Genomic DNA, 23514 nt, shown 5'->3' with positions numbered 1-23514 from the left:
GCCAGGCACGATCAACGTCAAGCGCCTTGCCTATACTGTCTCTTGGTTGTCTACCAACACCCAGGAGCCTCCCATGGACGACTCAAGCCAAGGCAAGCCCCCTACGTTCTGGCAAATGCTGCACAGCATCCTGGCCGCTGCCTTCGGCGTACAGAGCGGCAAGAACCGCACGCGGGATTTCACCCACGGCAAAGCCAGCCACTTCATCGTGCTGGGCGCGCTGTTCACCCTGGTGTTCATTGCCGTGCTGATAGGCCTTGTGCAATTGGCCTTGCACCTTACTGCGCGGTGAAAATACAAACGCCTGCGTGTCTCCCTTACGCAGGCGCTGTGGTTGGATCATGGGTGGAGCATCACGTCACTGGTGGCTGACCCAATACACGGCGGTGACCACCACCAGAACGATCAGGCAGAGGATCGCCCAGGCATCGACACTGCTGTCAGCTTTGCGGACCTTGGTTGGGTTTCCCATTGCATTGCCTCTTGTAGTGGTTATGGGAATGCACTTCACAACCAGCAGTTAAGACGAGCAATGACCATCCCTCAAGCAAGGGTTTTCAATAGTCGACGGGCGTTGTCAAAAACGGGTACTGGTAGCTGGCTGGCTGCCCTTGCGCGCTGTAATGCTTGAAATCCACGCCGTAGTCGTCGCGCTCGACCAACTTCAGCCAGCGACGCGCCTTGGCTTGGTCGATCGACTGCAGCACCGGCAGTACATGCTCACGTTGGCCGCCGCGGTGAATATCCAACCCTTGGGCATCATCGTGCAGCAGCACCATGGCCCACCCGCCCAGTGTGGCATGCCCGCCCATCAGCACGCTCAAACGCCCATCGATACGCGCTTGCAGGGCCTCGGCCGAGCTATTGATGGCGCCGAACACCACGTCGCGCCCAGGGGTGCGGCCGGCTTGCTCGAATGCCCGCATGGCGCCGAAGGCCATCTGGTCGTTGGCAGCCCAGACCAACCGAGTCTTCGGGTAGCGCTGCAGTAACTGCTGAGCCTGTTCGTAGGCGCGCTCTCGGCTCCAGCCGCCGTATACCACCTGGCGCAAGCGGATCTGAGGGAAGTCGGCCAACGCCTGGCGCATGCCTGCTTCGCGCAACTGGGAAGCGGGGGTTGTACTGACTCCGGAAAAAGCCACAAGATCGATGGGCTCCTTGTCACGGGGGAGTGAAGCCACCATTTCATGCAGCATGCCAAAGCCCGCCTGCCAGTCGTTACCGATCAAGGTTCCCAGTACCTGGCCATATTTGCCTGGCTGGGCCTGGATACTTTTAGCCTGGCTGGCGGTCAGCCCGTTATTGACCAAGAACAGCTTGACTCCACTACCCTGGGACAAGCGGATGATTTCAGGCGCCAGGTACTGTTCATTGACCAGCACCAAGTAATCTGGCCGCTTGGGCCTGCCCAGCACCGCCCGAGCCTGGCTCATCGCAAGCCCACCGTCACGCTGGCTGTAATCGACTTCCAGGGTCATGCCCAATTCGTCGGCTGCAGCCTGCATGAAACGCGAATAGCTGCTCCAGAATACTTCGTCGCTGTGGCCAGGGTTTAGAAAAACTACCGAAGCGGCGTGAGCGGAGGCTGCCAGCGGCAGGCTCAGTAACACGCTTTGGCAAAGCGCCTTGAGCATGCGGGTACCCCCTTCAAACCAAATCGCCGAGTATAAACCTGCCTGCCTGACGGGTAACAAACGCCACTCAGTCTCACTTAGTTCGTTTGGTTCTTTTCATATGCAAAAACATCACTTTAGCGCATAAACCCAACCTGCTATCGTTCCCCGGCTCCGAACCGGAGTGCGCGGCCGTGCGCGCGAATAGCTGCATGCAGCCTGAGACAGGACTTTTATGTACGTATACGACGAGTACGATCAGCGGATCATCGAGGACCGCGTCAAGCAGTTCCGTGATCAGACCCGCCGCTACCTGGCCGGTGAGCTGAGCGAAGAAGAATTCCGCCCTCTGCGCCTGCAGAACGGCCTTTACATCCAACGTTTCGCACCGATGCTGCGTGTCGCCGTGCCGTACGGCCAGCTGAACGCCAACCAGGTTCGCACCCTGGCCAAGATCGCTCGCGACTACGACAAGGGCTATGCCCATATCTCCACGCGCCAGAACGTGCAGTTCAACTGGCCGGCGCTGGAAGACATCCCGGACATCCTTGCCGAGCTGGCCACCGTGCAGATGCATGCGATCCAGACCAGCGGCAACTGCCTGCGTAACACCACCACTGACCAGTTTGCAGGTGTGGCCGCCGACGAACTCGTCGACCCGCGCCCATGGTGCGAAATCGTCCGTCAGTGGACCACTTTCCACCCGGAATTCGCCTACCTGCCGCGCAAGTTCAAGATCGCCATCAACGGCTCCAAGCAAGACCGCGCCGCCATCGAAGTGCACGACATCGGCCTGGAGCCAGTGCGCAACGCCGCTGGCGAGCTGGGCTTTCGCGTGTTGGTCGGGGGTGGTCTGGGCCGCACGCCAGTGGTGGGCTCGTTCATCAACGAGTTTCTGCCTTGGCAGGACCTGATCAGCTACCTCGACGCGATCCTGCGCGTGTACAACCGTTACGGTCGCCGTGACAACAAGTACAAAGCGCGGATCAAGATTCTGGTCAAGGCGCTGACTCCGGAAGTGTTCGCCGAGAAGGTCGAGGCCGAAATGGTTCACCTGCGTGGCGGCACCACTACCCTGACCGAGGCAGAAGTGCAGCGCGTGTCGCGCCACTTCGTCGACCCGGACTACCTGGCCCTGGACAACGTTGACTACAGTGCCCAGGACGCCGAGTTCCCAGGGTTCGCCCGCTGGCGCTCGCGCAACACCCGCGCCCACAAGCGACCTGGCTACGTGGCCGTGACCCTGTCGCTCAAGCCAACCGGCGTCGCCCCTGGTGACCTGACCGACAAGCAGCTCGATGCCGTGGCGGACCTTGCCGAACGCTACAGCTTCGGCTTCCTGCGCACCTCCCATGAGCAGAACATCATTCTCGCCGACGTCGAACAGCGCCAGTTGCACGCGCTGTGGATGGAACTGCGCGAGGGCGGCTTCGCCACGCCGAACATCGGCCTGCTGACCGATATCATCTGCTGCCCGGGCGGCGACTACTGCTCCCTGGCCAACGCCAAGTCGATCCCGATCGCCGAATCCATCCAGCGCCGTTTCGACGACCTGGACTACCTGTTCGACATCGGCGAAATCGACCTGAACATCTCCGGCTGCATGAACGCCTGCGGCCACCACCACGTCGGCCACATCGGCATTCTCGGGGTGGACAAGAAGGGCGAGGAGTTCTACCAGGTGTCGCTAGGTGGCAACGCCGCGCGCGACGCTAGCCTGGGCAAGATCCTCGGCCCGTCCTTCGCCCAGGATGACATGGCCGATGTGATCGAGAAGCTGATCGCCGTGTACGTCGAACGACGCACCGAGGAAGAGCGTTTCATCGACACCTACCAGCGGATCGGCATCGACCCCTTCAAGGAACGCGTCTATGCAGCGAATCATTAAGAACAACCAGATCGTCGACGAAACCTGGCACCTGTTGCCCAAGGATTTCTCGTTCGATGAACTGAGCAATTGCGACGACTATATCGTCCCGCTGCAGATGTGGCGTGACCATGCCCACGTGCTCAAGGCCCGCGACGGCGGCCTGGGTGTATGGCTGGACAGTGACGAGCAGGCCGAAGAAATCGGTGACGACGTGCAGCATTTTCAGGTCATCGCCCTGAACTTCCCCGCCTTTACCGATGGGCGCAGCTACTCCAATGCACGCCTGCTGCGCGACCGCTACGGCTTCAAGGGCGAACTGCGCGCCATTGGTGACGTGTTGCGCGATCAGTTGTTCTTCATGGCCCGCTGCGGCTTCGACGCCTTCGCCATCCGGGCCGATAAAGATCCGCAAGACGCGCTGCAAGGCCTGAAGGACTTCTCGGTGACCTACCAGGCCGCCACCGACGAGCCGCTGCCGCTTTTCCGCCGCCGCTGATCGTCACCTGCACCGCCTGACGGCCCGCCCTTTGGCGGGCCGTTTCATTTGTGATTACAGGTCAAATGTCCTTGCACCGACCCTGGCTTAATCAAAGCCGAGCAAAGCCCCACACTGCCCTAATACGCTGATGGGTCGGCGCTGAGCGGCTAGGCTCAATGCGGTTCCATCTTTCACTGACCAGGAGCAAATTCATGAACATTCCAGCATTCGGCCTGGGCACCTTCCGCCTCACCGGCCAAGCCGTGATCGATTCGGTCAAGTCGGCTCTGGACCTCGGCTACCGGGCCATCGACACCGCGCAGATCTACCGTAACGAAGCTGAAGTGGGCCAGGCCATCGCCGAGAGCGGCGTGCCGCGCGGCGAATTGTTCATCACCACCAAAATCTGGGTGGACAACTACGCGGCCGACAAGCTGATCCCAAGCTTGCGCGAGAGCTTGCAGAAACTTCGCACCGACTACGTCGACCTGCTGCTGATCCACTGGCCGGCGCCAGGCAAAGGAGTCGAGTTGCGTGAATATATGCAGGCCTTGGCCGACGCTAAACAGCAAGGGCTGACGCGCCAGATCGGCATATCCAACTTCAATATCGAACTTACCCGCCAGGCCATCGCCGTCGTGGGCGAAGGCGAAATCGCCACAAACCAGATCGAGCTCAGCCCGTACCTGCAAAATCGCACGCTGGCCGCATTTCTCGACCAGCAAGGCATCACCGTCACCTCTTACATGACCCTGGCGTACGGCAAAGTGCTCAAAGACCCAGTACTGGCCGATATCGCCAGCAAGCACAAAGCCACCGTGGCGCAAGTAGCCCTAGCCTGGGCGCTGCAGTTGGGTTACGCAGTGATCCCATCTTCGACCAAGCGCGAGAATCTGGCCAGCAACCTGCTCGCCCGTGACCTGCGCCTGGACGAAGACGACATGGCCCGTATCGCCGAGCTTGAGCGCAACGGCCGCGAGGTCAGCCCTGCTGGGCTTGCTCCGGCCTGGGACTGATTTCACGGCCAAGCCCCTGAGGTTAACGTTACGCCCAACCTCAGGGGCATCTTGCACGCGCTTGGCTTGCTTACCTTTGGGGTCGCCCCAACCGGTCAGAAGCGCAGCCCTAGGTTGACCATCCCACCAGCGCCTCCCAGCACCACGAACTCGGCCCCCACGGCCCCCCAGTGCACCCCCAGCGACGGGATGATCACTGGCGCGATGCCCAAGTGGTTCAACGGGATCTTGTCGGCATACTCGCCTTTGTAGCCTTCGATAAAACCTGCGCTCAACTTGGCGTACACAGGATAGTGTGGGTGTTGCCAAATCTTGCCCAGATAGGTGTAGTAGGAGCGTTGGTTGAACGAGTTCTTGAATGTCGCCGCTCCCCACAGCGCGCCATCGGTGTAGACACGCTCGATACCGATCAATGCCTGGTGATTGTTGTGCTCGGGGTCGTGGGTCCAGTGCCGGGTGTAGACGCTGGTCTGCAGATACCAGTAATCACCTTCACGCGTGGTTTGTTCGGCGATGGCGACCGGTGCCGTCAGCAGTATGCCTGCCACAATCGATGCCTTGTTCATCCTTCACTCCCCCTTGAACAGTGAAGCGACACTAGCTGCGCCACAATGGCTGAGCCATAGGAAAACCCCGAGAGGCAGTACGCAGCGTGCAGGACGACGTATCGCTCTGTCCGAATCGCGACAGTCAGTGCCTGTTCAGCGTGAGACAGGCAGTGGTCGGCTGGATAACCTAGCCCCTGCTTTGCCTTGCCACCCATGAACAAGAGCCATAACCATGACGACTCCTGCCGCCACCTTGGCCCCGCCCGCCAACGTCAACGCCCAGCCTGAAGGCTTCGTTGTCCGCATTGTCGGTGCCGCCGCCTTCGCTCATTTGCTCAATGACCTGATCCAGGCGGTGCTGCCGTCGATCTACCCGATGCTCAAAAGCGATTTCTCACTGAGCTTTGCCCAGATCGGCTGGATTGCGCTGATCTATCAGGTCACCGCCTCGCTGCTGCAACCCTGGGTTGGCATGTACACCGACAAGCGGCCCATGCCCTACCTGCTGCCCACCGGCATGTTGTTCACCCTGGTCGGCATCGCCCTGCTCGCTTATGCCAACAGTTACCCCATGCTGTTGGTGGCCGCCGCTGTAGTCGGCATCGGCTCGGCAACCTTCCACCCTGAAGCTTCACGGGTGGCGCGCATGGCCTCTGGCGGGCGCTTTGGCACAGCGCAGTCGACCTTTCAGGTCGGCGGCAATACCGGGTCTGCCATTGGCCCTCTGCTGACCGCCGCCATCGTCATCCCGCACGGCCAACCAGCCATCGCCTGGTTCATGCTGGCTGCCGGCCTGGCCATCTTCGTATTGCTGCGGGTGACCGGCTGGACCATCCGCCACGGTCAGACGCAACTCCAAGGCCTGGCCGGGCATCAGGCACCTGGGCTGGCCAAAAGCGCCATGTGGCGTGCCGTCACGGTCATCGCCGTGCTGATGTTCGCCAAGTTCGTCTACATCGCCTCGTTCACCAACTATTTCACCTTCTATCTGATCGAACACTTTGGCCTGAGCGTGCAGCAAAGCCAGTTGTATTTGTTCGTGTTCCTGGCCGCGGTGGCGTTGGGCACCTTCGCCGGTGGCCCAGTAGGTGACCGAATCGGGCGCAAGGCGGTGATCTGGGTCTCGTTCCTCGGCGTGGCACCCTTCGCCCTTGCCCTGCCCTATGCCAACCTGGCCTGGACTGCGGTGCTGGCCGTGGCCATTGGCTTGGTGATGTCATCGGCCTTCGCCGCGCTGGTGGTCTATGCCCAAGAGGCGGTGCCTGGCCGGGTCGGCATGGTCTCGGGGGTGATGTTCGGCCTGATGTTCGGTATCAGCGGCATCGGTGCGGCAGGGCTGGGCGAGCTGGCCGACCTGCACGGCATCGAATGGGTGTATCAGGTGATCGCCTACCTGCCGCTGCTTGGCCTGGCCACCGCGCTGCTGCCAGCGACCCACTCCAAGGCACGGCCCACCCGCTGCTGCTAACATGGCAGCGCTTTTTGGACGGCACGAGAACATGATGGTCAAACCCCAGCACGAATTGCTGATGGAGGTCGAAGATTGGACGTGGGAGGTGGGTAGCCGGGCAACCGACTACCCGCCAGACTGGTACATCGCGCCCCACTCGCATACCAAGCATCAACTGATCTACGCCATCAAGGGCCTGATGCTGGTCGAGTCCGGCGCCGAACGCTGGACCGTGCCGCCCAGCCGTGGGATCTGGATGCCTTCTGGCCAGGTACACGCCATCCGCTGCGTGGGTGATGTGAAAATGCGCAGCGTGTTCGTGCGCCCCAATGCAGTGGCGGGCTTGCCCCAACAAAGCAGGGCCATCAGCATCACCCCGCTCCTGAGCGAATTGATCAAGGCCTCGGTCGACTTCACCGGGCCTTTTGTCGAGGACTCGCGCGAGGCACGGGTGATGCGCCTGATCCTCGATGAAATCTGCGTGTTGCCGACTCTGCCGCTCAAACTGCTGCAGCCAAGCGACCCGCGCCTGCAGGCCATCTGTTCAGCCCTGCACGCCCGCCCCCACGACACCTCTACCGTAGCGGACTGGGGCGCTCATCTGGGCGTCGATGAGAAAACCATCCAGCGCCTGTTTCGCAAGGAAACCGGCATGACTTTCGGCCAGTGGCGCCAACAGGCTCGGTTGATGCAGGCACTGGAGCGCATCGCCCTGGGCCAGCGCATCATCGATGTCGCCGGGACCTTGGGCTACGACAGCCCAAGCGCGTTCGCCAGCATGTTCAAACGCCAGTTCGGCATAACGCCGAGCCGGTTTTTCAAATGAGCTGAACCTCGGCCGGGTATGGATAGCCAATTGCTACATAACGTTTCAGCGTCGAGGATGTTCTCGTGCCCTTACCTTCCAATGACTCCGCACCGCGCGGGGCGCCGCTACCTCAGCAAATCCGGGCACTCGATGGGTAGTCTGCGCACATGAACTGAAACAGCTGAACTCGGGATTTGTAGGACGTTTCCCCAACACCTGTAGGCAGATTACCGGCAGCCGGGTTTTCCTGTATGAAACCTCAGTTCCCGAAGGATTTTGTAGCTGCTACGGTCCATTTTTCCTACAACGGCACGGAGGCCAATGGCGTGAGAGAAACATGGATCAATACAATAAATCCGGCCTAGCCCTGCAGAAGAATTTGCTCAACCTGCGACGCGAGCGCGATCGCCTGAGAGCCGAAGGTAACCATCAGGAAGCTAAACGCCTGGAGGTGGAAATCGCGCGGATCGAAGCGGTGGTCGCGGCTTTGCCTGCCGAGGCCAAGCCGCCGACGTTGCAGTAGATCACTTAGGGACGCGCACAGGTTGTGGCCCCCACCCTGCTTTTACAGTCATTCCTTAGGTGGAAAGGGGGACGCAGGCGCCCCCCTCAGACCCCGGTTAAACTGCCGATTGCGACATCATCCTGGCGAGTGAGCTCAATCGACTGCGGCCACCCGTAGCCTGCGATTCACTGTCGTTGAGCGCCGAGTAAAGGTCATGGTAATCCATTACATTGTCTCCCCACTCAACCGCCTCTGCAGCGAGCTTGACCGCCTTGGAGTGCTGAGTGGCGCGGAAGTAGAAGTTGCCTTTCCAACCGGTGAGTACATGGAACTTGCTACCGCTCGCCATCTTAAGCAGCCAGTCCTTCTCTACCACGGCGAACTGCGGACTTGCCAACTCACCCAATGCATCGACCACTGTGCTCTTGGCTGTCTGAGCAGCCGCTTTGGCCGCCTCCCGCGCAGTTTTGACAGCTTTACGACTGCTGGTAAACATCTGGCCGGCCACCGCGAAGCCATAACGTTTAACGTTATTAAAAATTTTCCAAAGTGCCTGCAACCCGCGCTGCGTATTCTTGACCACCCGTACCGCAAGGCTGGCGGCCGACTTCAGCAAGCGAGCGCTTTGTTTGAAGACACCGGCAAAGTTGCCAATCGACAACACCCCCGTGACGGCAGACGCAATCGACAGTTTTCTCCCAAGCTCAGGGTAACTATCCTCTACCAATATGGCTGCCACCTCGAACACCAACGAGGCGACGCTCAGGGCAGTGAGCACGCCGAACACCATCATCGAGGCTGTGCCGCCCGTGAGTACAGACGCCACGATCCCTATCAATGTGATGGCAATGGCCGTGCCGATCCGTCGCCACCGATCGCCTACCGGGAAGGGCTGAGCATCGCGCAGCCCTTGCTCCAGGGTGGCCAACTGCGACTGGCCCCAGCGGCTGAGCACAATGGCCCCACTGGGGTCATGCTGGTTAACCGGGTCCGGGCAGTGCACGTAGTCGTTGAGACCGCCCTCGCCGAACGGGCTCAACCAGTCCGGCTGGGTGTAGCGGCCCAGAGACGGGTCGTAACAGCGGTAACCGTTGCCTGCGTGATAACTGCCAGTCACCGGGTCTCGGCGCATACCGTTGTAGCCAGAACTGATGGCCATAGTCGCTGCCCCTTCACCAAACGGCAACAAGGGAGTCAGTTGCAGCGTTGCGTTGCTGTAAAAACCAGCGACTCCACTCTGAGGGTCATCAATCAGCCAGTTAACGGCATTGCCTTCGTACTCTGCCAACCCCGGGCTGATGCTGCGCTGGCGGGTCAATGCGCCGCCGGCATCAAACCAGTCTTCGCCTATCAGCAGATCGCCAGCGTACCGTAGCTCGCAGATCGCCTTGCTTTCGCCAATATATTGGGCTGCCAGGCGCTGATAGCCATCGTAGACGTAGCTGGCTTGCACGGTACTGTCAGCACCGCTGACCTTGGTCAACTGCCCGCCTTTGTTGTAGTCCAACTTGCGGTGTTTGCCATCCTCGGTCAGATAGCCGTTGGCACTATGGGTGATCTGTACCGCCTTTTTGTCGGTAGTGACGGTTTTCAGGCGCGTTGGGTTGTCGGCGTGGTAGGCAAACTCCTGAGTAGAGGTTTTGTCGTCCTCAAACGTGGTGACGCATTTTTCCAGATTGCTCAGCACATCCCAGGTAAAGCGCTGCGCCTTCACCGCTTTTCCCTGCCCATCACGAGGCAAGTGGCTGGCGTCTGCCGCTGTACAGGTGTAGTGGATCAGGCGGTCGAGCGCATCGTAGTCGAACTGCTCGCTACGCACCCAGGTGCCTGCTTCTCGGCTGTGCTTGGCGAGCAGCTGGCCGTCGCTACGCCACTTGAGCTGTTGAGCGAATACCAGCTGGCCGTTGTGGCTGAAACTACGTAGGGTTTCCTGGCCAAACGCGTCGTGCTCGCTGTTCACCTGCCACTGCGCACCTGCCCGCTGGGCATGAACCCGCCGCTCTACCTGACGGCCATGATCGTCATGGCGATGCAGCACGTCCTCATGGTCATGCCAGCTACGCAGGGGACGTCCGTGGTGATCGCTAAACACCCGCTGCCAGTGCCCGTCGGCTCGAAGTGCGGCAACCGTAAGCCCGCGCAGCGTTTTCCAGATGAGCCCCTTGTGGGTGCTACGCGGTGTGGTTTCATCGAGTCGTTGCTTACCTGGCAACTGGCTGGCGGTAAGGCTATGTTGCCAGCCGCTGCCAAGCTGCTCGGTGCCCTGCTCAGCACTTAAGGTAGTGACCGAACCGCTGCGGCTGACGCTGGACATATTCAGATCACCGGCTCGATATTGGCCGCTGTCGCCCGCTTCGGTCAACGTCAGCGAAGTGCTGTCCGGCAGCGTCACGTTCTCACCTTTGAACTTGTACTCGCGGCTACCGACCTTGCGCTTGCTCAGGGTTGAAATGGCTTCGATCTCCTGGGTACCAATGACCTGGCCAACGGTTGTGTCCTTGCTATCGCTGAACACTTTCAGTTCGGTGACATGATCGCTCATTGCGTGATAGCTGCGCTTCACCACACTGCCATCGGGGCGAATGTGGCGGGTGACACGGCCAAGCCCATCGCGCTGCAGTTGGTGCGTGCGCGACTGGCCGTCGACAGTGCGGGTGAGTTCGATCAACCGCCCGCTGGAATCAAACTGGCGAACGGTATCAGCGCGAGCAATACCGGCGCTACTTCGCACAGCCTCACTGCGGGTCATATGGCCATTGGCAAGGGTTTCGAACGTGTTGGTGCTGCGTAGCAGCGTCTGGGCCCCCAGGCCTTGTATGACGGTGCCGGCAGGGTCCAGCAGGTCGCGGCTCCATGGGTGCCGCCCAGGCAGCTCAACGCGTTGCAAAGGCTCACAGATCGCCTGGCCACCTGGCAGGTAATCCCACTGTCGGCTTCCCGCCCCGTCATCGTCGCCGCTGCCATGCAGGTGGTTGCGGCTCAGGGGTATGAAGCCATCCTTGGCCGTGCGTCGCCACTCGCTGCGAACCACCCGCTGCAAGCCATCGAGCCAGTCGCGCCTTTGGCTGCCATTGATGAAGCTGACAAGTGCGCTCAGGCCGCCATGCTCGATGCCATAGTCGGTGTTGATTACACTATAAGCGCTAGCCTCGGGCTCGTTTTTGGCATTGAGGCGGTAGCTCGACTGCTTGGTTACACGGCCAAGCCCGTCGTGTTCAAACACGGTTTGCACACCGTCGAGGGTCTTGCTCAAGCAGCGACGGCTGAAGCGCGAACGCATTTCGCGACTGACCTCGTGAGTTCCAGCAACGGTGGTGGCACTGGTGCTGATCTTGAGCCCCGGCGCAGTTGGGTTGTCTTCGAAGGATTGTACGGTGGTCAGCTTGACGCGCTGATCCCCCAGCACGGTGATCTGCTCGTTGGTGATGGACCATACTCGCACTTTGCCTTCATTTGGCGTCTTGGCGGCGGGCTCCGTGCTTGACGTACTACTCACACGCCAGAGAATCGGCTCGTCGGGGCTAGCCTGCGTCCAGACGACTTTTGAGTCCAGACGGTCGTCTGTCAGCGTGCCTTTGATTCCCTCCAGGGTCACTATGTTGCTGGTTTCCAAAACTTGACGGGCGTTGCGAGTGACTGCTCGGTAACCATAAAGTATCAAACCCAACGGGTTGCCATGGGCGTCGCATTGATACTCTGCCATCAGGGGGGGCGTGGCACCCTCTGGGGTAGCTGGGCAGGACAAGGCAGGGAAATCTTTAAAGCCTTTGACCAGCTTACTCGGCGTCAGGGGGTTTGAGGAACTGGCGGCGGCAGGATAGTAGCACCGGTAGCTTGCTGTGTTATCGGGCGACAGTGTTTTCAGCAATTTTTGTTCAGAATCGCAACTCGATTCATAGGTAAGCACATTGAACTCATCCACGCGAGAGGTGGGATTATCATTACGCACCAAAATCTTTTGGAGTTCCTCGCTAAGATATTCAGCGCCCAAGGTCGCCTCAAACAATCCTTCAAAACTATTCCCAGACGAAGAATAAGGATGTAGGGCATTCCCAATACCAGTGCAAAGCTCATGCACATTCACAGCCAGCCGCTTATCTTCCCCACTCACCCCGAGCGAGCAAATCATATCATCCATTAAATCCTTAGGCAGCACGCCATTAAAACTCAGCAGATCAGCCAGGAATGAAATATCGCCCAACGAATCTTCGGATTCGAAGCCAGCATTATATCTTATACAAAGGGAATTGCGCAATAATTCGAAATAAGTTCCGAGGTATTTATAGGCAGATCCTGCATTTCGCTCCAAACAAGCTTCTTCAATATTTTTGTTTAATGAGACATAGTCTTCCTCCATATTCAGACTCGAATTAAAAACAAGCGGCCGACTCCGATTAAATTTCCAGCCCGATGTGGGATCCTCTCTTCCCTCGGCCTCGGCATGGGCTTTTGCCATTGGAATGAGTTGACTGGGCAAGGCCACGGGTCTGCGAGACAGATTTTTATGGACTAGCCTAGCTGCTTCCACGCTCATCACACACTTCATCAACTTGCCGCTTGGATGACTTACACTTTGAGCCTCAAACTCAACAACTTCCCCTGCACAGAGGATACTTGCCAGCATCTCTCCGCCGCGACCAAACCGTTTTGACTCATGAAGTCCACCACTTCGCAAAGTCGTGCCGAAATTCGGCTCCTCGTCCACGTAGCTCCCTTTATATGTGTACCTCGTCACTCGGTTCGCGCTACCGCTCCCAGGCAGCATGAAATGTTTGCCTACCCTGGGCAACGCGGGTCGCCCATCAGAAAAAGTCACCTGGCCCTTGTCATAGTCCACCCGTTCGACAGACCCATCAAGCTCCTGCAAGCGATAAAGCACCCGATCCAACGTCGGGTCATCCGAATAATCACAATCGACTTGTTGAAGCTGGACACGTGTCTCTTTGCCGCCTGCACTGCGCTTGAACGTCCGCAGCAGATGGTCCTGCATAGTGAGGTTGACTTGAAACTTTTCCGAATCATTGGTTGGCCAGACATTCATCTCCACCCCACTGGCCGTGTAACTTGCGTTAAATAATTCAACGGCACCACTTTTGACTTGGCGCAATAAAAACTGGCCTTCTTTACGCTGCCAGCTAAGTTCCAACGTTTCACCATAGGGGGAGACGATTCGCGAAGGTAGCAGTTGCAAGGAGGCTCGCTCGTAGTACGCAATCCGCTCATCCAATTCTTTGGTATTTTCAGCCCAAGCCTTTACCGCTTCAATGTAATCGCCCATAGCCGCACCGCTGTAACCGTGCGGGGATATGGCCGCCAATGCGTACTGCGTCCAGTGGCTTGGCTTACTGGGAAATTTGGGCGTGGTTTTGGCCTTGATCGCCTTGAACAATCGTATGACTTCCTTGCGGAACTCATCATTGTGCTCGACGGTATCGCTACCCGCCGCAGCGGGCTCGCTGAGCACTTCTTGCCGCCCGGTGGGCAGGTCGAGGGTGAAAACGGTACGTTCTGGGTTACTGCTGATGAAACAGGCTTTTTTTGTCACCCGAGTGCCTTTGGCCAGTGTCGCCCATTCATCACCGGTAAAGGTAATGGTGGTGCCATCTGCCAAGGTAAGGCGTTGGTCGCGCGTCTCCAGGCTGGCAAAGCGCCATGCCCAGCCATCGCCAAGACCCGCCTCGTTGCCGCGAAGGGCTGAATAGTGCAGCGTCAATTCACAGACCGGACCGCGCCCGCCCACGCCTTGTAGGGTCGCGATCGGGTAATGAGCATGAAACAGCCCTGTGCGCGGGTCGACGCCGGTTTCGCTGGCGCCTCCTGCGTCGAATATCTGCGAGGACATCGTGTTGCCGTAGTCCTCACACAACGGGCTATGGGGCACGTAGGCCGGGCGTGCTGCTGGGGGCGTGAACTTCACCTCGCTCACGCTTTGCCAGATGTAATTATCGTCCAGATACCCAATATGGCCGACTACCAATGGTTTGGCGTCTCGGCAGGCCTCTGGGTAATCGAGTATCAAGGTGAACTCGCTGCTGACCGACCCAGCCCCCCAAACGACCATGTCGCTGTAAACCGCTGATGTGCCGATGTGCGCTATTTCTTTACCATCATCCGTGGAGTGCTGCCGACCGCCGTCATCGCAATCCGCCACACGATACCCCTTTAAACTCGCTTGGGCGCTGAGACGAAAGACCAACTCACCCTGACTTTTTTGGATTTTCACCACGACAGAATCTTCTCGATGGGAGCAAGCAGTGACCTCGAAGCTGCACCTGCCGACCATACTGGTTTTGGTTACGCTTTCCGATGAGCCGTCAGTAGCCAGTAGATAGTGCTGAAGTCGATCCGCCTCCCAATCATCGCTATCGCCAAGGTTCTGCAGATCTACCAGCAATCCGGCAAAACGTGGCTGCCACAGACGCCAGTGGCCCTCTGCTTTTTCCGTGCGATCCAACCCACCATCAGCCGCTTCACGGCCAACCACCAACTGTGGCCACTTCTGGCCCGCTACGGCAGCGGCCAATGCCGCTTCCCAAGCGTTCTGGTCGGCCATTTTCTTGGGGCGGAACACGGTATGCCCCAGCAACTGCTGGCTATAAGGCTGGCGCACAGTCACCAGCACCGCGTCGTTGACGCCGCCCCACACCGAGTCCAGGCGTGGCCCGGCCACCCAGTTGTCAGCCGCCGGTAGTGAGGTGAATACACGCACGCCTTCACCGCGTTGCCACAGCGTTAGCTGCTTGGCGTTAGCCGCTGCGCTGGCCGTGGGCTTGGGCTGGGCGTCGCTGGCGAGCAACCACTCGCTCATGGACGAGGCGTTGAGCGCCGTGGCCCAGGCGCTAAGCCATTTTCCCGAGGCGCATTGCGCTGCCGTTGGCACCCAGCTGAAGGTGCCCAGCAGGCGATGGGAATAAGCATCGTATGCCCAAGCCTGAACGGTTTGCCCCTCGGTCAGTGCATGACTGCCTTGCACCACCTGGGCTGGCCACCAGCCCACCTCTGCCAGGGTGACGCTCAAGCCCGCACATTGCGCCACCCAGAATGCATTGCCCTTGACCGCAGGTGTCACCTTACTGGTCTTGGCATCAAACACCCCGGCGCGTAAGAGCCGGCTGTGCTGGTTGATCTGTGTACACAGTGCTTGGGACCAGGCGTTCCCCGTCTGGTTAGCGGCCGGTGTGAAAATGTGCTGCTCGTACAGGTGCTGAGTGTTCAGGTCGCGCACCTGCAGGCACAAGCTCTGCCCACTGGCCAATGCATAGTCATCGTCGCAGGCCAAGGCCTGCACTTGGTTGTTGGCAAATGGCGCGGTGCTGAAGGCTCTCGAGTGGTTGCGGCACCACAGCCGCAGGTCGACCGTGCCATCGCAGGTTAGCTCGCCTTTGTCGTTCCAGCCGCCAGCGCCGAGCCCGTTGCCGTTGTCAGAGATGTACTGAGCGAAAGCTTTAGGCCATTGGTCAGCTTTGAGCGCACCTTTGGTGGCGATGTAGTCTATGCGGACCATTTCTCCATCTCGCTCGCGGACCAAGCAGGCGCTGATGATTTCGCCTTCGACCAGGTCGCGCCCTGCACGAATCGGGCAGAGGCTGTGCCAGCCTTTTTCTTGCGAGCCCAGACGCTGTAGTTCGTAGCCGTCCATGTTTGGCAAATGGCCGTCAGGCTGGTTGGTAATCAGAAACGGAACAGCAGTGGCAGGGACGTGTTTAAGGCTGGTTGCAATATTCGCAGCAGGCATGATGGCTCTCCTTGAATGGTCAACGAGCAGGAGCTGATGCCTAACACCACTACAGGTGTCAGCCCTCGTCGTTGGCTAATCAAATGCTGCCGAGGAAAAACGCACAACTGACAAAAATACTAGGCAGTTGCGGTTACTTGATCAGCTTCAACTTCTCAAGCATCGCCGCGCTGCCCTTGAGGTAACTGGTGACCTCACCGTCTTGGCGTGAGAGTCTGATGCCCATCACTTTGTCGTCGAGCTTCACCCATTCGACGGATGCGCGCACCACTTCACGAGGGTGAGTAACAGAGGCAGCTGCCGGGCCATTGTGCACGGACACTTCGCTGATCCTTTGCTCAAAGACATTGCGCCCGGCGTCATACGACCATGTCGACTGCTGTACGATTTTTTGCATGCCATGCTCGTCACTGACGATCAGAAAGTCGGTTGCCGAACCGTCCGCCCTCAGCAGCAACAGCGCCAGCACCTGTGAGGTACCCTGTGCGGCGTTGAAGTACCAGAGGCCGTACAAATCACTGGTCTGATAGCGGCCACTGGTGACGAACGCCTGGCTGAGCGGTTCGACAGTGCCGGTGCTGGAGCAGGCGGCAAGCGCCAGTGTGGCCAGCAGTGTGAGGGTTAGGCGGATGCGCGCTCTCATTTCAATCCTTTGCCTCTACCATGCCGCACAAGCGGTGGGTGAAGCTGCCAGGTAAACAGACTTTGCGGATTCATGCAGCTTACCATTGGCAGGTTCCGGCCGATCAGAAGTTGGCGCCCACGCTGAACGCTATGTAGTCACGGTCCCCGCGGGTGCCGTAATCGCCGTCCAGGTAGTCGGTGTAGGCCAGGCTTGCCCAATACTGGCTGGCGAACGTCACATCCACCCCCAGGCTGACCGAGCGTGAGCCTTCGTTGAAGGCTGAGCCGTCTACCGGTGAATAACCCCTGACGTCATGGGACCAGGCAAGGTTAGGGCGGATATCCACGCCCGGCATCAGGCCGGTATAGCTCAAGGTGGCGCGCAGACGATAACCCCAGGAAAAGGGCGTGACGAAGCCTTGGCCATTGCAGTCTTCGGGGCTACGGGATATGGCCTGGCACAGGCTGTTGTCAGGCAGCTCGCCGTTGCCGTAGGCACCACTGCGGCCATATCGCGGCCCGTAACGCCCTTCCAATCCACCGACATAAGTGGCGCCCACCTCGCCCATCAGCAGCAGTTGGCTGGCCCCGAGGATCGGGCCCAGCGCCTGTATGGCCGAGACCTGCGCCTGGGTCACTTCCTTGCGCCGATAGCCATCGAATGGAGTACTGTCGGTTGCCGGTCGCAAGCCTTGGCCGTTCAGTGGGCTGCGCTGAGCATTGAGCAGCGACTGCAATATATCGTTGCCGTTGAGCTGCACCGGCATGTTGGGGCGGTAGCTCAGTTCACCTTGCAGCGCAGTACCGTTACGCAGGGTGGTGGCGAAGCTTAGCCCGTACAGACGGATGTCTTCGGGGTATTGGGCGCGGTATTGCGAGGTGCCCATGCGCAATGCCCCGGCCAGGGTCTGGCCGTTGCTCGAAGCCAGAAATGCACCGCAGTTTGCCAGCGGCACCCCCACATTGCCGCACAATTGGCTGGCGAAACCGGTGTTGGCGTAGTAGCGGCTGCTTACCGTCCCCAGGTAGGGCGAGCGGCTGTGGTAGTTGGCCCAGAACAGGCCGAACTCGGTGTCCAGGCGCTCGACGTAGGCATGCAGGGAGAACCCCCACTGGCCGCCATTGCGCGCATCCTCGTCGCTGCCCCGTGGCACCCGCACGCCCTCCTGCGAGAGCGTAACGCCAAAGGGTGTGAGAGCCCGGGCCACCGCTGGGGTGGTCACATTCGCCCCACCCACATCCAGGCCCGTGCAGCCCTGTGGCATGAAGTCGTTGCCGGAAAAAAACGTGGCGCAGTTGTCCAGCCGCGTCTGTTCCCAGTCCAACTGGTAAAAGGCGTCCAAGGACACTGCCTGGTTGAGGTTCTGCGACACATACAGCAGGTTGACCGGTGCCAGGGCATCCTTGACCTGCGTGCCAGGGCGGCGTATCGCGGCCTGGTTGAACGGGTTGATGACGTTCAAGCCGCCTTGGATGAACAAACTCTCGCCCCAGTTGACCACCTGTTTGCCCGCCCGCAGCGACCCAGGCTCGCCTTGGATGTCGTAAAGCGCGTAGGCGAAAGCATCGAGCAGTTCGGCCCCAGCGGTTTTCGCCGATACCAGACGGTTATGGTCGTCGATGTCTACAGCACGCTGGCTGTGGTCGCGCTGGGCGCTGTCATACCAGTAGGTCCCACGCAGAAACACACCGATGTTGTCGCGGCGCAGTTCGAGGTCGTGAATACCTTTGAAGACGGTAGAAAATACCTCGCCTGCCCGGTAGTTGCGTCGCCCGTCATTGCCGTTGACATAGGCCAACTGCTTTTTGTCGGGGTTGGCAGTGCTCACGGCCGTACCGAACGAAAGCGCCGAATCGAACCGCCCTTGCAGCGGGCCGATATCGAATTCCACGGCCGTAACGGGGGTGGCAAGCAGGCAGCAATAAGCCGCCAGCGGCGCGCAGCGCCGGCAGAAAAGGATAGTTGCGCTCACTCTGACCTCTTGTTGTTTTATTAGCGAGGAAAATGATGGGTTCAGCGCGGACGCGCCGGCCGCCCAGGCCGGCGGTGTCGGTGAAGTGGAGTATCAGGCAGGGCCGATAACCCTCACAAATAGCGTCTTCGGATCAATGCCATGCCAGTTTGTTATGGCTACTTTGGCCATCGAAACCGTGGGCAAGACGACCACTGCCTGCATGAAACGACGCTTGCTGGGCTAGCCCGGCAGCAACCGCTCGAAGGCGCGGCGGAGCTTGGCCGGTATGGCCACCGGGCGGTTGTCGCGCCGGTCGACGAAAACGTGGGTGAAGCAACCCGCGGCGCTGGCATGGTCTTGCCCTGCGGCAAATACGGCCAGGGCGTACTGCACCGAACTGTGGCCCAAACGCTGCACGCTGATCCCCACCTCGATAACTTGCGGGAAGGCAACAGCCGCGAAGTAGTCGCAGGCCGACCCTGCGACATAGGCCACCACAGGGTCGTGGTGAATATCCAGGCCAGCATGCTCGATCAGCCAAGTGTTTACCGCAGTGTCGAAAAACCCGTAGTACACGACGTTGTTCACATGCCCGTAGAGGTCGTTATCGTGCCAGCGTGTGGTGATCGGCTGAAAATATCGGTAGGCACCGCGCAGCGGGCGCTCCCTGGCCATGCTCAGAACGCCGCCTGGTAGATCGCCAAGGCGTCGCCATGGCTGACTTTGCGCGGGTTGTTGACCAGCAAGCGTTGCTGCTGCAAAGCATCCTCGGCCAGCAGCTCAAGGCTGTGCCGAGGCACCCCCACGTCCCGCAAGCGCGTAGGCAGGCCGCAACGCGGCGCCAGCTGCGCCAGCTCGTCGATGAACTGGCTGCACAGTTCGTGGGCATCGCCTGGCACCAGCCGTTCGCCCAGCAAGGCTGGGGCCAGCGCGGCATAATCGGCGAACGCATGGCCTTGGTTGAAGCGCATCACGTGGGGTAGTACCAGGGCGTTGGCCAACCCATGGGGCACGTGGTAACGCGCGCCCAAGGGATAGGCCAGTGCATGCACGGCCGCCACCGGCGCATTGGCGAAGGCTTGCCCGGCCAGGCAGGCGCCCAGCAGCATGGCCTGGCGCGCGGCCAGGTTGCCGCCGTTGTGCACGGCCTGATCGAGGTTGCCGGCCAACAACGCCAGGGCCTCTCTGGCCAGCAGGCTGGACAGCGGATTACGCCTGAACTGGCTAGTAGTGGCCTCGATGGCATGCACAATGGCATCGATACCCGTAGCTGCAGTGATCGCAGCTGGTAAGCCCAGGGTGCGTTCAGCATCGAGCAGCGCCAGATCGGGCAGCAGCAGCGGCGATATGACCGCGATTTTAGCGGCCTCGCCGGTGGTGACTACCGCTACTGGGGTCACTTCCGAGCCGGTCCCGGCGGTGGTCGGCACTTGAATCAGCCCCAAGCGTTGCCCTTTGGCCTGATCGATACCGTACACCGCCTCCAGGGTCTGCTCGCAGTCAGGATGGGCCAGCAGCGCCACCAGCTTGGCCACGTCCATGGAGCTGCCACCGCCAAAGCCTACGATCAGTTCGGCACCGATATGCCGCGCTCGGCTGACCGCCGCCAGCACGCAGGCGTGGCTTGGGTCGGCGTTGACCTCGCTGAAGATCGCCGCGCTGAGCTGCAGCTCGGTGAACCCCGGGAGGATGTCGTCGAGCATGCCCAAGTTGACGATGCCCGGGTCGGTCACGATCAGCACGCGACGCACGCCGCGTTGCCGGCAAAGTTGCGCCAGGCGCCGGGCAGCACCCGGTTCGCATAACAGCTGGGCGGTGGTGGCAAAACTGAACGGCTGCATAATCCTGGTCCTCTTGTTGTTATGGGTGAACAGCCAGGCTGCTTCAAAAGGCAAAGTGCGCCTCATCCAGGCTCATCAGGCACTGCGCGCCGCCGCGCAGCGCTTCGCAATGGGCGTTGGCGCGCGGCAATATCCGCCGCCAGTAGAACGTGGCGGCCCGCACCTTGGCCTGGTAGAAGGCGCAGTCCGGGCTGCCGGCTGCCAGCGCCGCGCAGGCCCGCTCGGCAGCGCGCAGCCACAAGGCAGCCAACAGCACGTAGCCTGAGTAAGCCAGAAAATCCACCGACACCGCGCCGATTTCCTGCGGGTCGCAGCGGCAGGCATCGAGGACTTCGGCACTCAAGTTGCGCCACTCCAGCAGGCGCTGGCTGACTGCCTCGGCCATGCCGGTGAGCGGCTCACTGCGGCACTCACCTACCTGGGCAAGCAATTGCTCGATCAGCAGATGCAGCTGCTCGCCGCCATCGCCCAGCACCTTGCGCCGGATCAGGTCCAGCGCCTGGATGCCATTGGTGCCCTCGTACAACTGGGTGATGCGGCTGTCGCGCATCAGTTGCTCCATGCCCCATTCACGAATGTAGCCGTGCCCGCCGTACAACTGCACACCCAAGCTTGCGACCTCCTGCCCGACATCGGTGAGCAATGCCTTGACGATCGGGATCAACAGCGCCGCTCGTCGCCCTGCAGCCAACCGTTCCTCCGGCAAGGCGGCGCCGTGCTCAAGGTCCAGTGCCTGGGCAGTCAACGCGGCAAGCATGCGGCACCCCTCGGTGAGGGTTTTCTGGGTCAGCAGCATGCGCCGAACGTCGGGGTGGCAGATGATCGGGTCGGCGCTGCGCTCAGGCGCCACCGGCCCTGCCAGGCTGCGTGATTGCAGGCGCTCGCGGGCATAGGCGAGCCCGCCCTGGAAGGCCGCCTCGGCGATACCCAAGCCCTGCAGCCCGACCTGAAAGCGCGCATCGTTCATCATGGTGAACATGCAGGCCAGCCCCTGGTTGGCCTCGCCCACCAGCCAGCCTTGGGCGGCGTCGAAGTTCATCACGCAAGTGGCCGCCCCCTTGATACCCATCTTGTGCTCCAGCGCACCGCAGGTCACGGCATTGCGCAGCCCTGGCTCACCCTCAGCGGTGCAGATGAACTTGGGCACCAGAAACAGGCTGATGCCACGTACACCCGTCGGCGCATCAGGCAGGCGCGCCAGTACCAAGTGCACGATGTTCTCGGTCAGGTCCTGCTCACCCCCGCTAATGAAGATCTTGCTGCCGCTGATCAGGTAGCTGCCATCGCCCTGGGGCTCGGCGCGGGTACGCAGCAGCGCCAGGTCGGTGCCGGCTTGCGGCTCGGTCAGACACATGGTGCCGGCCCATTGGCCGCTGACCAGCTTGCCCAGGTAGTCACGCTTGAGCGCCGCACTGCCATGGCGATACAGGGCCAGCACGGCGCCTTCAGTCAAGCCGCTGTAGATACGAAACGACAGCGATGCGCCCATCAGCATTTCGTGAAAACAAGCCGCGACCATCTGCGGCAGGCCCTGACCGCCATACTCAAGCGGGCCGGTCATCGCCGCCCAGCCGTTTTCCACGTACTGCTGGTAGGCCTGGCGAAAGCCATCGGGGGTGCGCACACTGCCCTGCTCCAGGCGGCAGCCTTGCTCGTCGCCCTGGCGGTTGAGCGGCGCCACCACCTGGCCCGCGAAGCGCGCGCCCTGCTCAAGGATGCCATCGATGGTTTCGCGGTCCAGCTCGTTACCGATGCGATCACAATGGGCCGTTACGTCGAACAGCTCGTGCAGCACGAAGCACATCTCACGCAGGGGGGCGTTGTAATTCATACCCGGCCCTCGCGCACGTCAGCTAACTGTCGGCCCGCCACTGCCAGGCGCATCAACAGTGAGGCCGGACGCCAGTGCTCACCGAACAGGCCTTGCAGGCGCTCCAGCCGCGCCAAGATCAGCCCCAACCCTTGCTGGTCAGCCCAGCGCATTGGCCCACCAACTTCTGGCGCAAAGCCGTAGCCGTAGAGGTAAACGCGGTCGATGTCGGCACTGCAACCGGCCACTGCTTCTTCGAGAATCTTCGCGCCTTCGTTGACCAGTGCTAACAGACAACGCTCGCGGATTTCTTCGTCGTCGATCTCGCGCCGTCGCACTCCCAAGTCCTGGGCGACTTTTAGCACCAGGGCATCGACCTCGGGGTCGTGCAGTGCCTCACGGCTGCCCGGTGCATACCGGTAGTAGCCCTGCCCGGTCTTCTGACCGAAACGCCCCAGCCCACAGAGTGCGTTGTCGACCTGCGCCAGCGGTGCATCCATGCCACTGCCGGCGAGCTGGCGCGCTCGCCACTCCAAGTCGATACCGACCACGTCATACATGCGAAACGGGCCCATGGCCATGCCAAACGCCTGCAGCGCCTCGTCCACCTGCCTTGGCGTGGCGCCTTCAAGCAGCAGCTTGCGCGCTTCGGCCACATAGGTGGCAAGCATGCGGTTACCGATGAAGCCGGGGCAGTTGCCGGCCACCACCACTTGCTTGCCCATCCGCAGGCCAAGGGCGTGAGCTGCGTCCAGCACCTCGGGTGAGGTACGCGCCCCGCGTACCACTTCCAGCAGCTTCATCACATGCGCTGGGCTGAAGAAATGCAGGCCCAGCACCTGCTCGGGGCGGCCGGTCACCGCGGCAATGGCATCGATGTCCAGCGCCGAAGTATTGCTGGCCAGGATGGCCTGGGCCTTGAGGGTGCTGTCCAGGGTGCGGAAGATGTCTTGCTTGAGTGCCAGGTTCTCGAAGACCGCTTCGATCACCAAGTCGGCATCGGCAAGCTCGGCATAGGTGCTGGCGGCGCGTACCCGCTCAAGGCAGGCGTCGGCTTCGCAGGCTTGCAGGCGCCCCTTGGCTACCTGCTGCGCCCAGGTCTGGGCCAGCATCGCGATGCCTGCAGTGATGGCTTGCGGGTCGTTGTCCAGCCATGTCACCGCGACCCCTGCGCGGGCCAGGCTGATGACGATACCGCGGCCCATGGTGCCGGCGCCGATCACCGCCGCCTGCCGAATGTTGTAGGTATTACTCACGGGTG

Annotated in this window: 16 protein-coding genes; 7 read left to right on the top strand and 9 right to left on the bottom strand. The window is 60.6% G+C overall.

Going from position 1 to position 23514, the window contains the following annotated elements:
• Positions 1–73: 73 nt before the first annotated feature.
• On the top strand, positions 74–292 hold the full coding sequence (locus tag HU725_RS09050; RefSeq protein WP_060479005.1) for a DUF2970 domain-containing protein: 219 nt from the start codon (positions 74–76) through the stop codon (positions 290–292).
• A 265-nt stretch (positions 293–557) separates the two neighbouring features.
• On the opposite strand, the gene HU725_RS09045 is transcribed toward HU725_RS09050, so the two are convergent.
• Positions 558–1634, bottom strand: coding sequence for an ABC transporter substrate-binding protein (locus tag HU725_RS09045; protein WP_186476945.1), 1077 nt, complete (start codon positions 1632–1634; stop codon positions 558–560).
• Positions 1635–1848: 214 nt separating this feature from the next.
• On the opposite strand from HU725_RS09045, the gene HU725_RS09040 reads away from it, so the two are divergent.
• The 3 genes from HU725_RS09040 (at position 1849) to dkgB (ending at position 4977) form a co-directional block, all read left to right on the top strand.
• The gene (locus HU725_RS09040) at positions 1849–3501 is read left to right on the top strand and encodes a nitrite/sulfite reductase (protein ID WP_186476944.1); all 1653 of its coding nucleotides are present in this window, start codon (positions 1849–1851) and stop codon (positions 3499–3501) included.
• On the top strand, positions 3485–3979 hold the full coding sequence (locus tag HU725_RS09035) for a DUF934 domain-containing protein (RefSeq protein WP_060479008.1): 495 nt from the start codon (positions 3485–3487) through the stop codon (positions 3977–3979). Before HU725_RS09040 ends, HU725_RS09035 begins: the two co-directional genes overlap by 17 nt.
• Before the next feature lie 194 nt (positions 3980–4173).
• The gene (gene dkgB, locus HU725_RS09030; RefSeq protein ID WP_186476943.1) at positions 4174–4977 is read left to right on the top strand and encodes a 2,5-didehydrogluconate reductase DkgB; all 804 of its coding nucleotides are present in this window, start codon (positions 4174–4176) and stop codon (positions 4975–4977) included.
• A 95-nt stretch (positions 4978–5072) separates the two neighbouring features.
• On the opposite strand, the gene HU725_RS09025 is transcribed toward dkgB, so the two are convergent.
• The gene (locus HU725_RS09025) at positions 5073–5543 is read right to left on the bottom strand and encodes a sn-glycerol-3-phosphate transporter (protein WP_186476942.1); all 471 of its coding nucleotides are present in this window, start codon (positions 5541–5543) and stop codon (positions 5073–5075) included.
• Between the two features lie 214 nt (positions 5544–5757).
• Between HU725_RS09025 and HU725_RS09020 the strand changes: the two genes are divergently transcribed.
• From HU725_RS09020 to HU725_RS09010, 3 genes are all read left to right on the top strand, one after another.
• Positions 5758–6993 carry an MFS transporter gene (locus tag HU725_RS09020; RefSeq protein WP_186476941.1) on the top strand — a complete coding sequence of 412 codons (1236 nt, stop codon included), beginning with the start codon at positions 5758–5760 and terminating at the stop codon, positions 6991–6993.
• A 34-nt stretch (positions 6994–7027) separates the two neighbouring features.
• Positions 7028–7801 (top strand): AraC family transcriptional regulator, encoded by a 774-nt coding sequence (locus HU725_RS09015; protein ID WP_186477368.1) that lies wholly within the window; start codon positions 7028–7030, stop codon positions 7799–7801.
• A gap of 319 nt (positions 7802–8120) precedes the next feature.
• On the top strand, positions 8121–8306 hold the full coding sequence (locus HU725_RS09010; protein WP_060479013.1) for a hypothetical protein: 186 nt from the start codon (positions 8121–8123) through the stop codon (positions 8304–8306).
• Between the two features lie 97 nt (positions 8307–8403).
• On the opposite strand, the gene HU725_RS09005 is transcribed toward HU725_RS09010, so the two are convergent.
• The 7 genes from HU725_RS09005 to HU725_RS08975 form a co-directional block, all read right to left on the bottom strand.
• The gene (locus tag HU725_RS09005) at positions 8404–16023 is read right to left on the bottom strand and encodes an RHS repeat-associated core domain-containing protein (protein ID WP_186476940.1); all 7620 of its coding nucleotides are present in this window, start codon (positions 16021–16023) and stop codon (positions 8404–8406) included.
• A 133-nt stretch (positions 16024–16156) separates the two neighbouring features.
• Positions 16157–16666, bottom strand: coding sequence for a hypothetical protein (locus HU725_RS09000; RefSeq protein ID WP_186476939.1), 510 nt, complete (start codon positions 16664–16666; stop codon positions 16157–16159).
• 103 nt (positions 16667–16769) lie between these two features.
• Positions 16770–18620, bottom strand: a complete 1851-nt coding sequence (locus HU725_RS08995) for a DUF1302 domain-containing protein (protein ID WP_186476938.1) — start codon at positions 18618–18620, stop codon at positions 16770–16772.
• A 222-nt stretch (positions 18621–18842) separates the two neighbouring features.
• Positions 18843–19277, bottom strand: coding sequence for an acyl-CoA thioesterase (locus HU725_RS08990; protein ID WP_186476937.1), 435 nt, complete (start codon positions 19275–19277; stop codon positions 18843–18845).
• A 2-nt stretch (positions 19278–19279) separates the two neighbouring features.
• Entirely contained in the window at positions 19280–20443 is a 1164-nt protein-coding gene (locus HU725_RS08985) for an iron-containing alcohol dehydrogenase (RefSeq protein WP_186476936.1), read from the bottom strand.
• 43 nt (positions 20444–20486) lie between these two features.
• Positions 20487–22274 (bottom strand): acyl-CoA dehydrogenase C-terminal domain-containing protein, encoded by a 1788-nt coding sequence (locus HU725_RS08980; protein WP_186476935.1) that lies wholly within the window; start codon positions 22272–22274, stop codon positions 20487–20489.
• A complete protein-coding gene (locus HU725_RS08975) occupies positions 22271–23509 on the bottom strand; it encodes a 3-hydroxyacyl-CoA dehydrogenase (protein WP_186476934.1) in 1239 nt (412 codons plus the stop codon). The genes HU725_RS08980 and HU725_RS08975 overlap by 4 nt, the downstream gene beginning before the upstream one ends.
• Positions 23510–23514: the final 5 nt, after the last annotated feature.

Source organism: Pseudomonas promysalinigenes (genome assembly GCF_014269025.2).
GTDB lineage: Bacteria > Pseudomonadota > Gammaproteobacteria > Pseudomonadales > Pseudomonadaceae > Aquipseudomonas > Aquipseudomonas promysalinigenes.
Note: the sequence above shows the minus strand (reverse complement) of the source record. Positions and strands in the feature narration are given on the sequence as shown.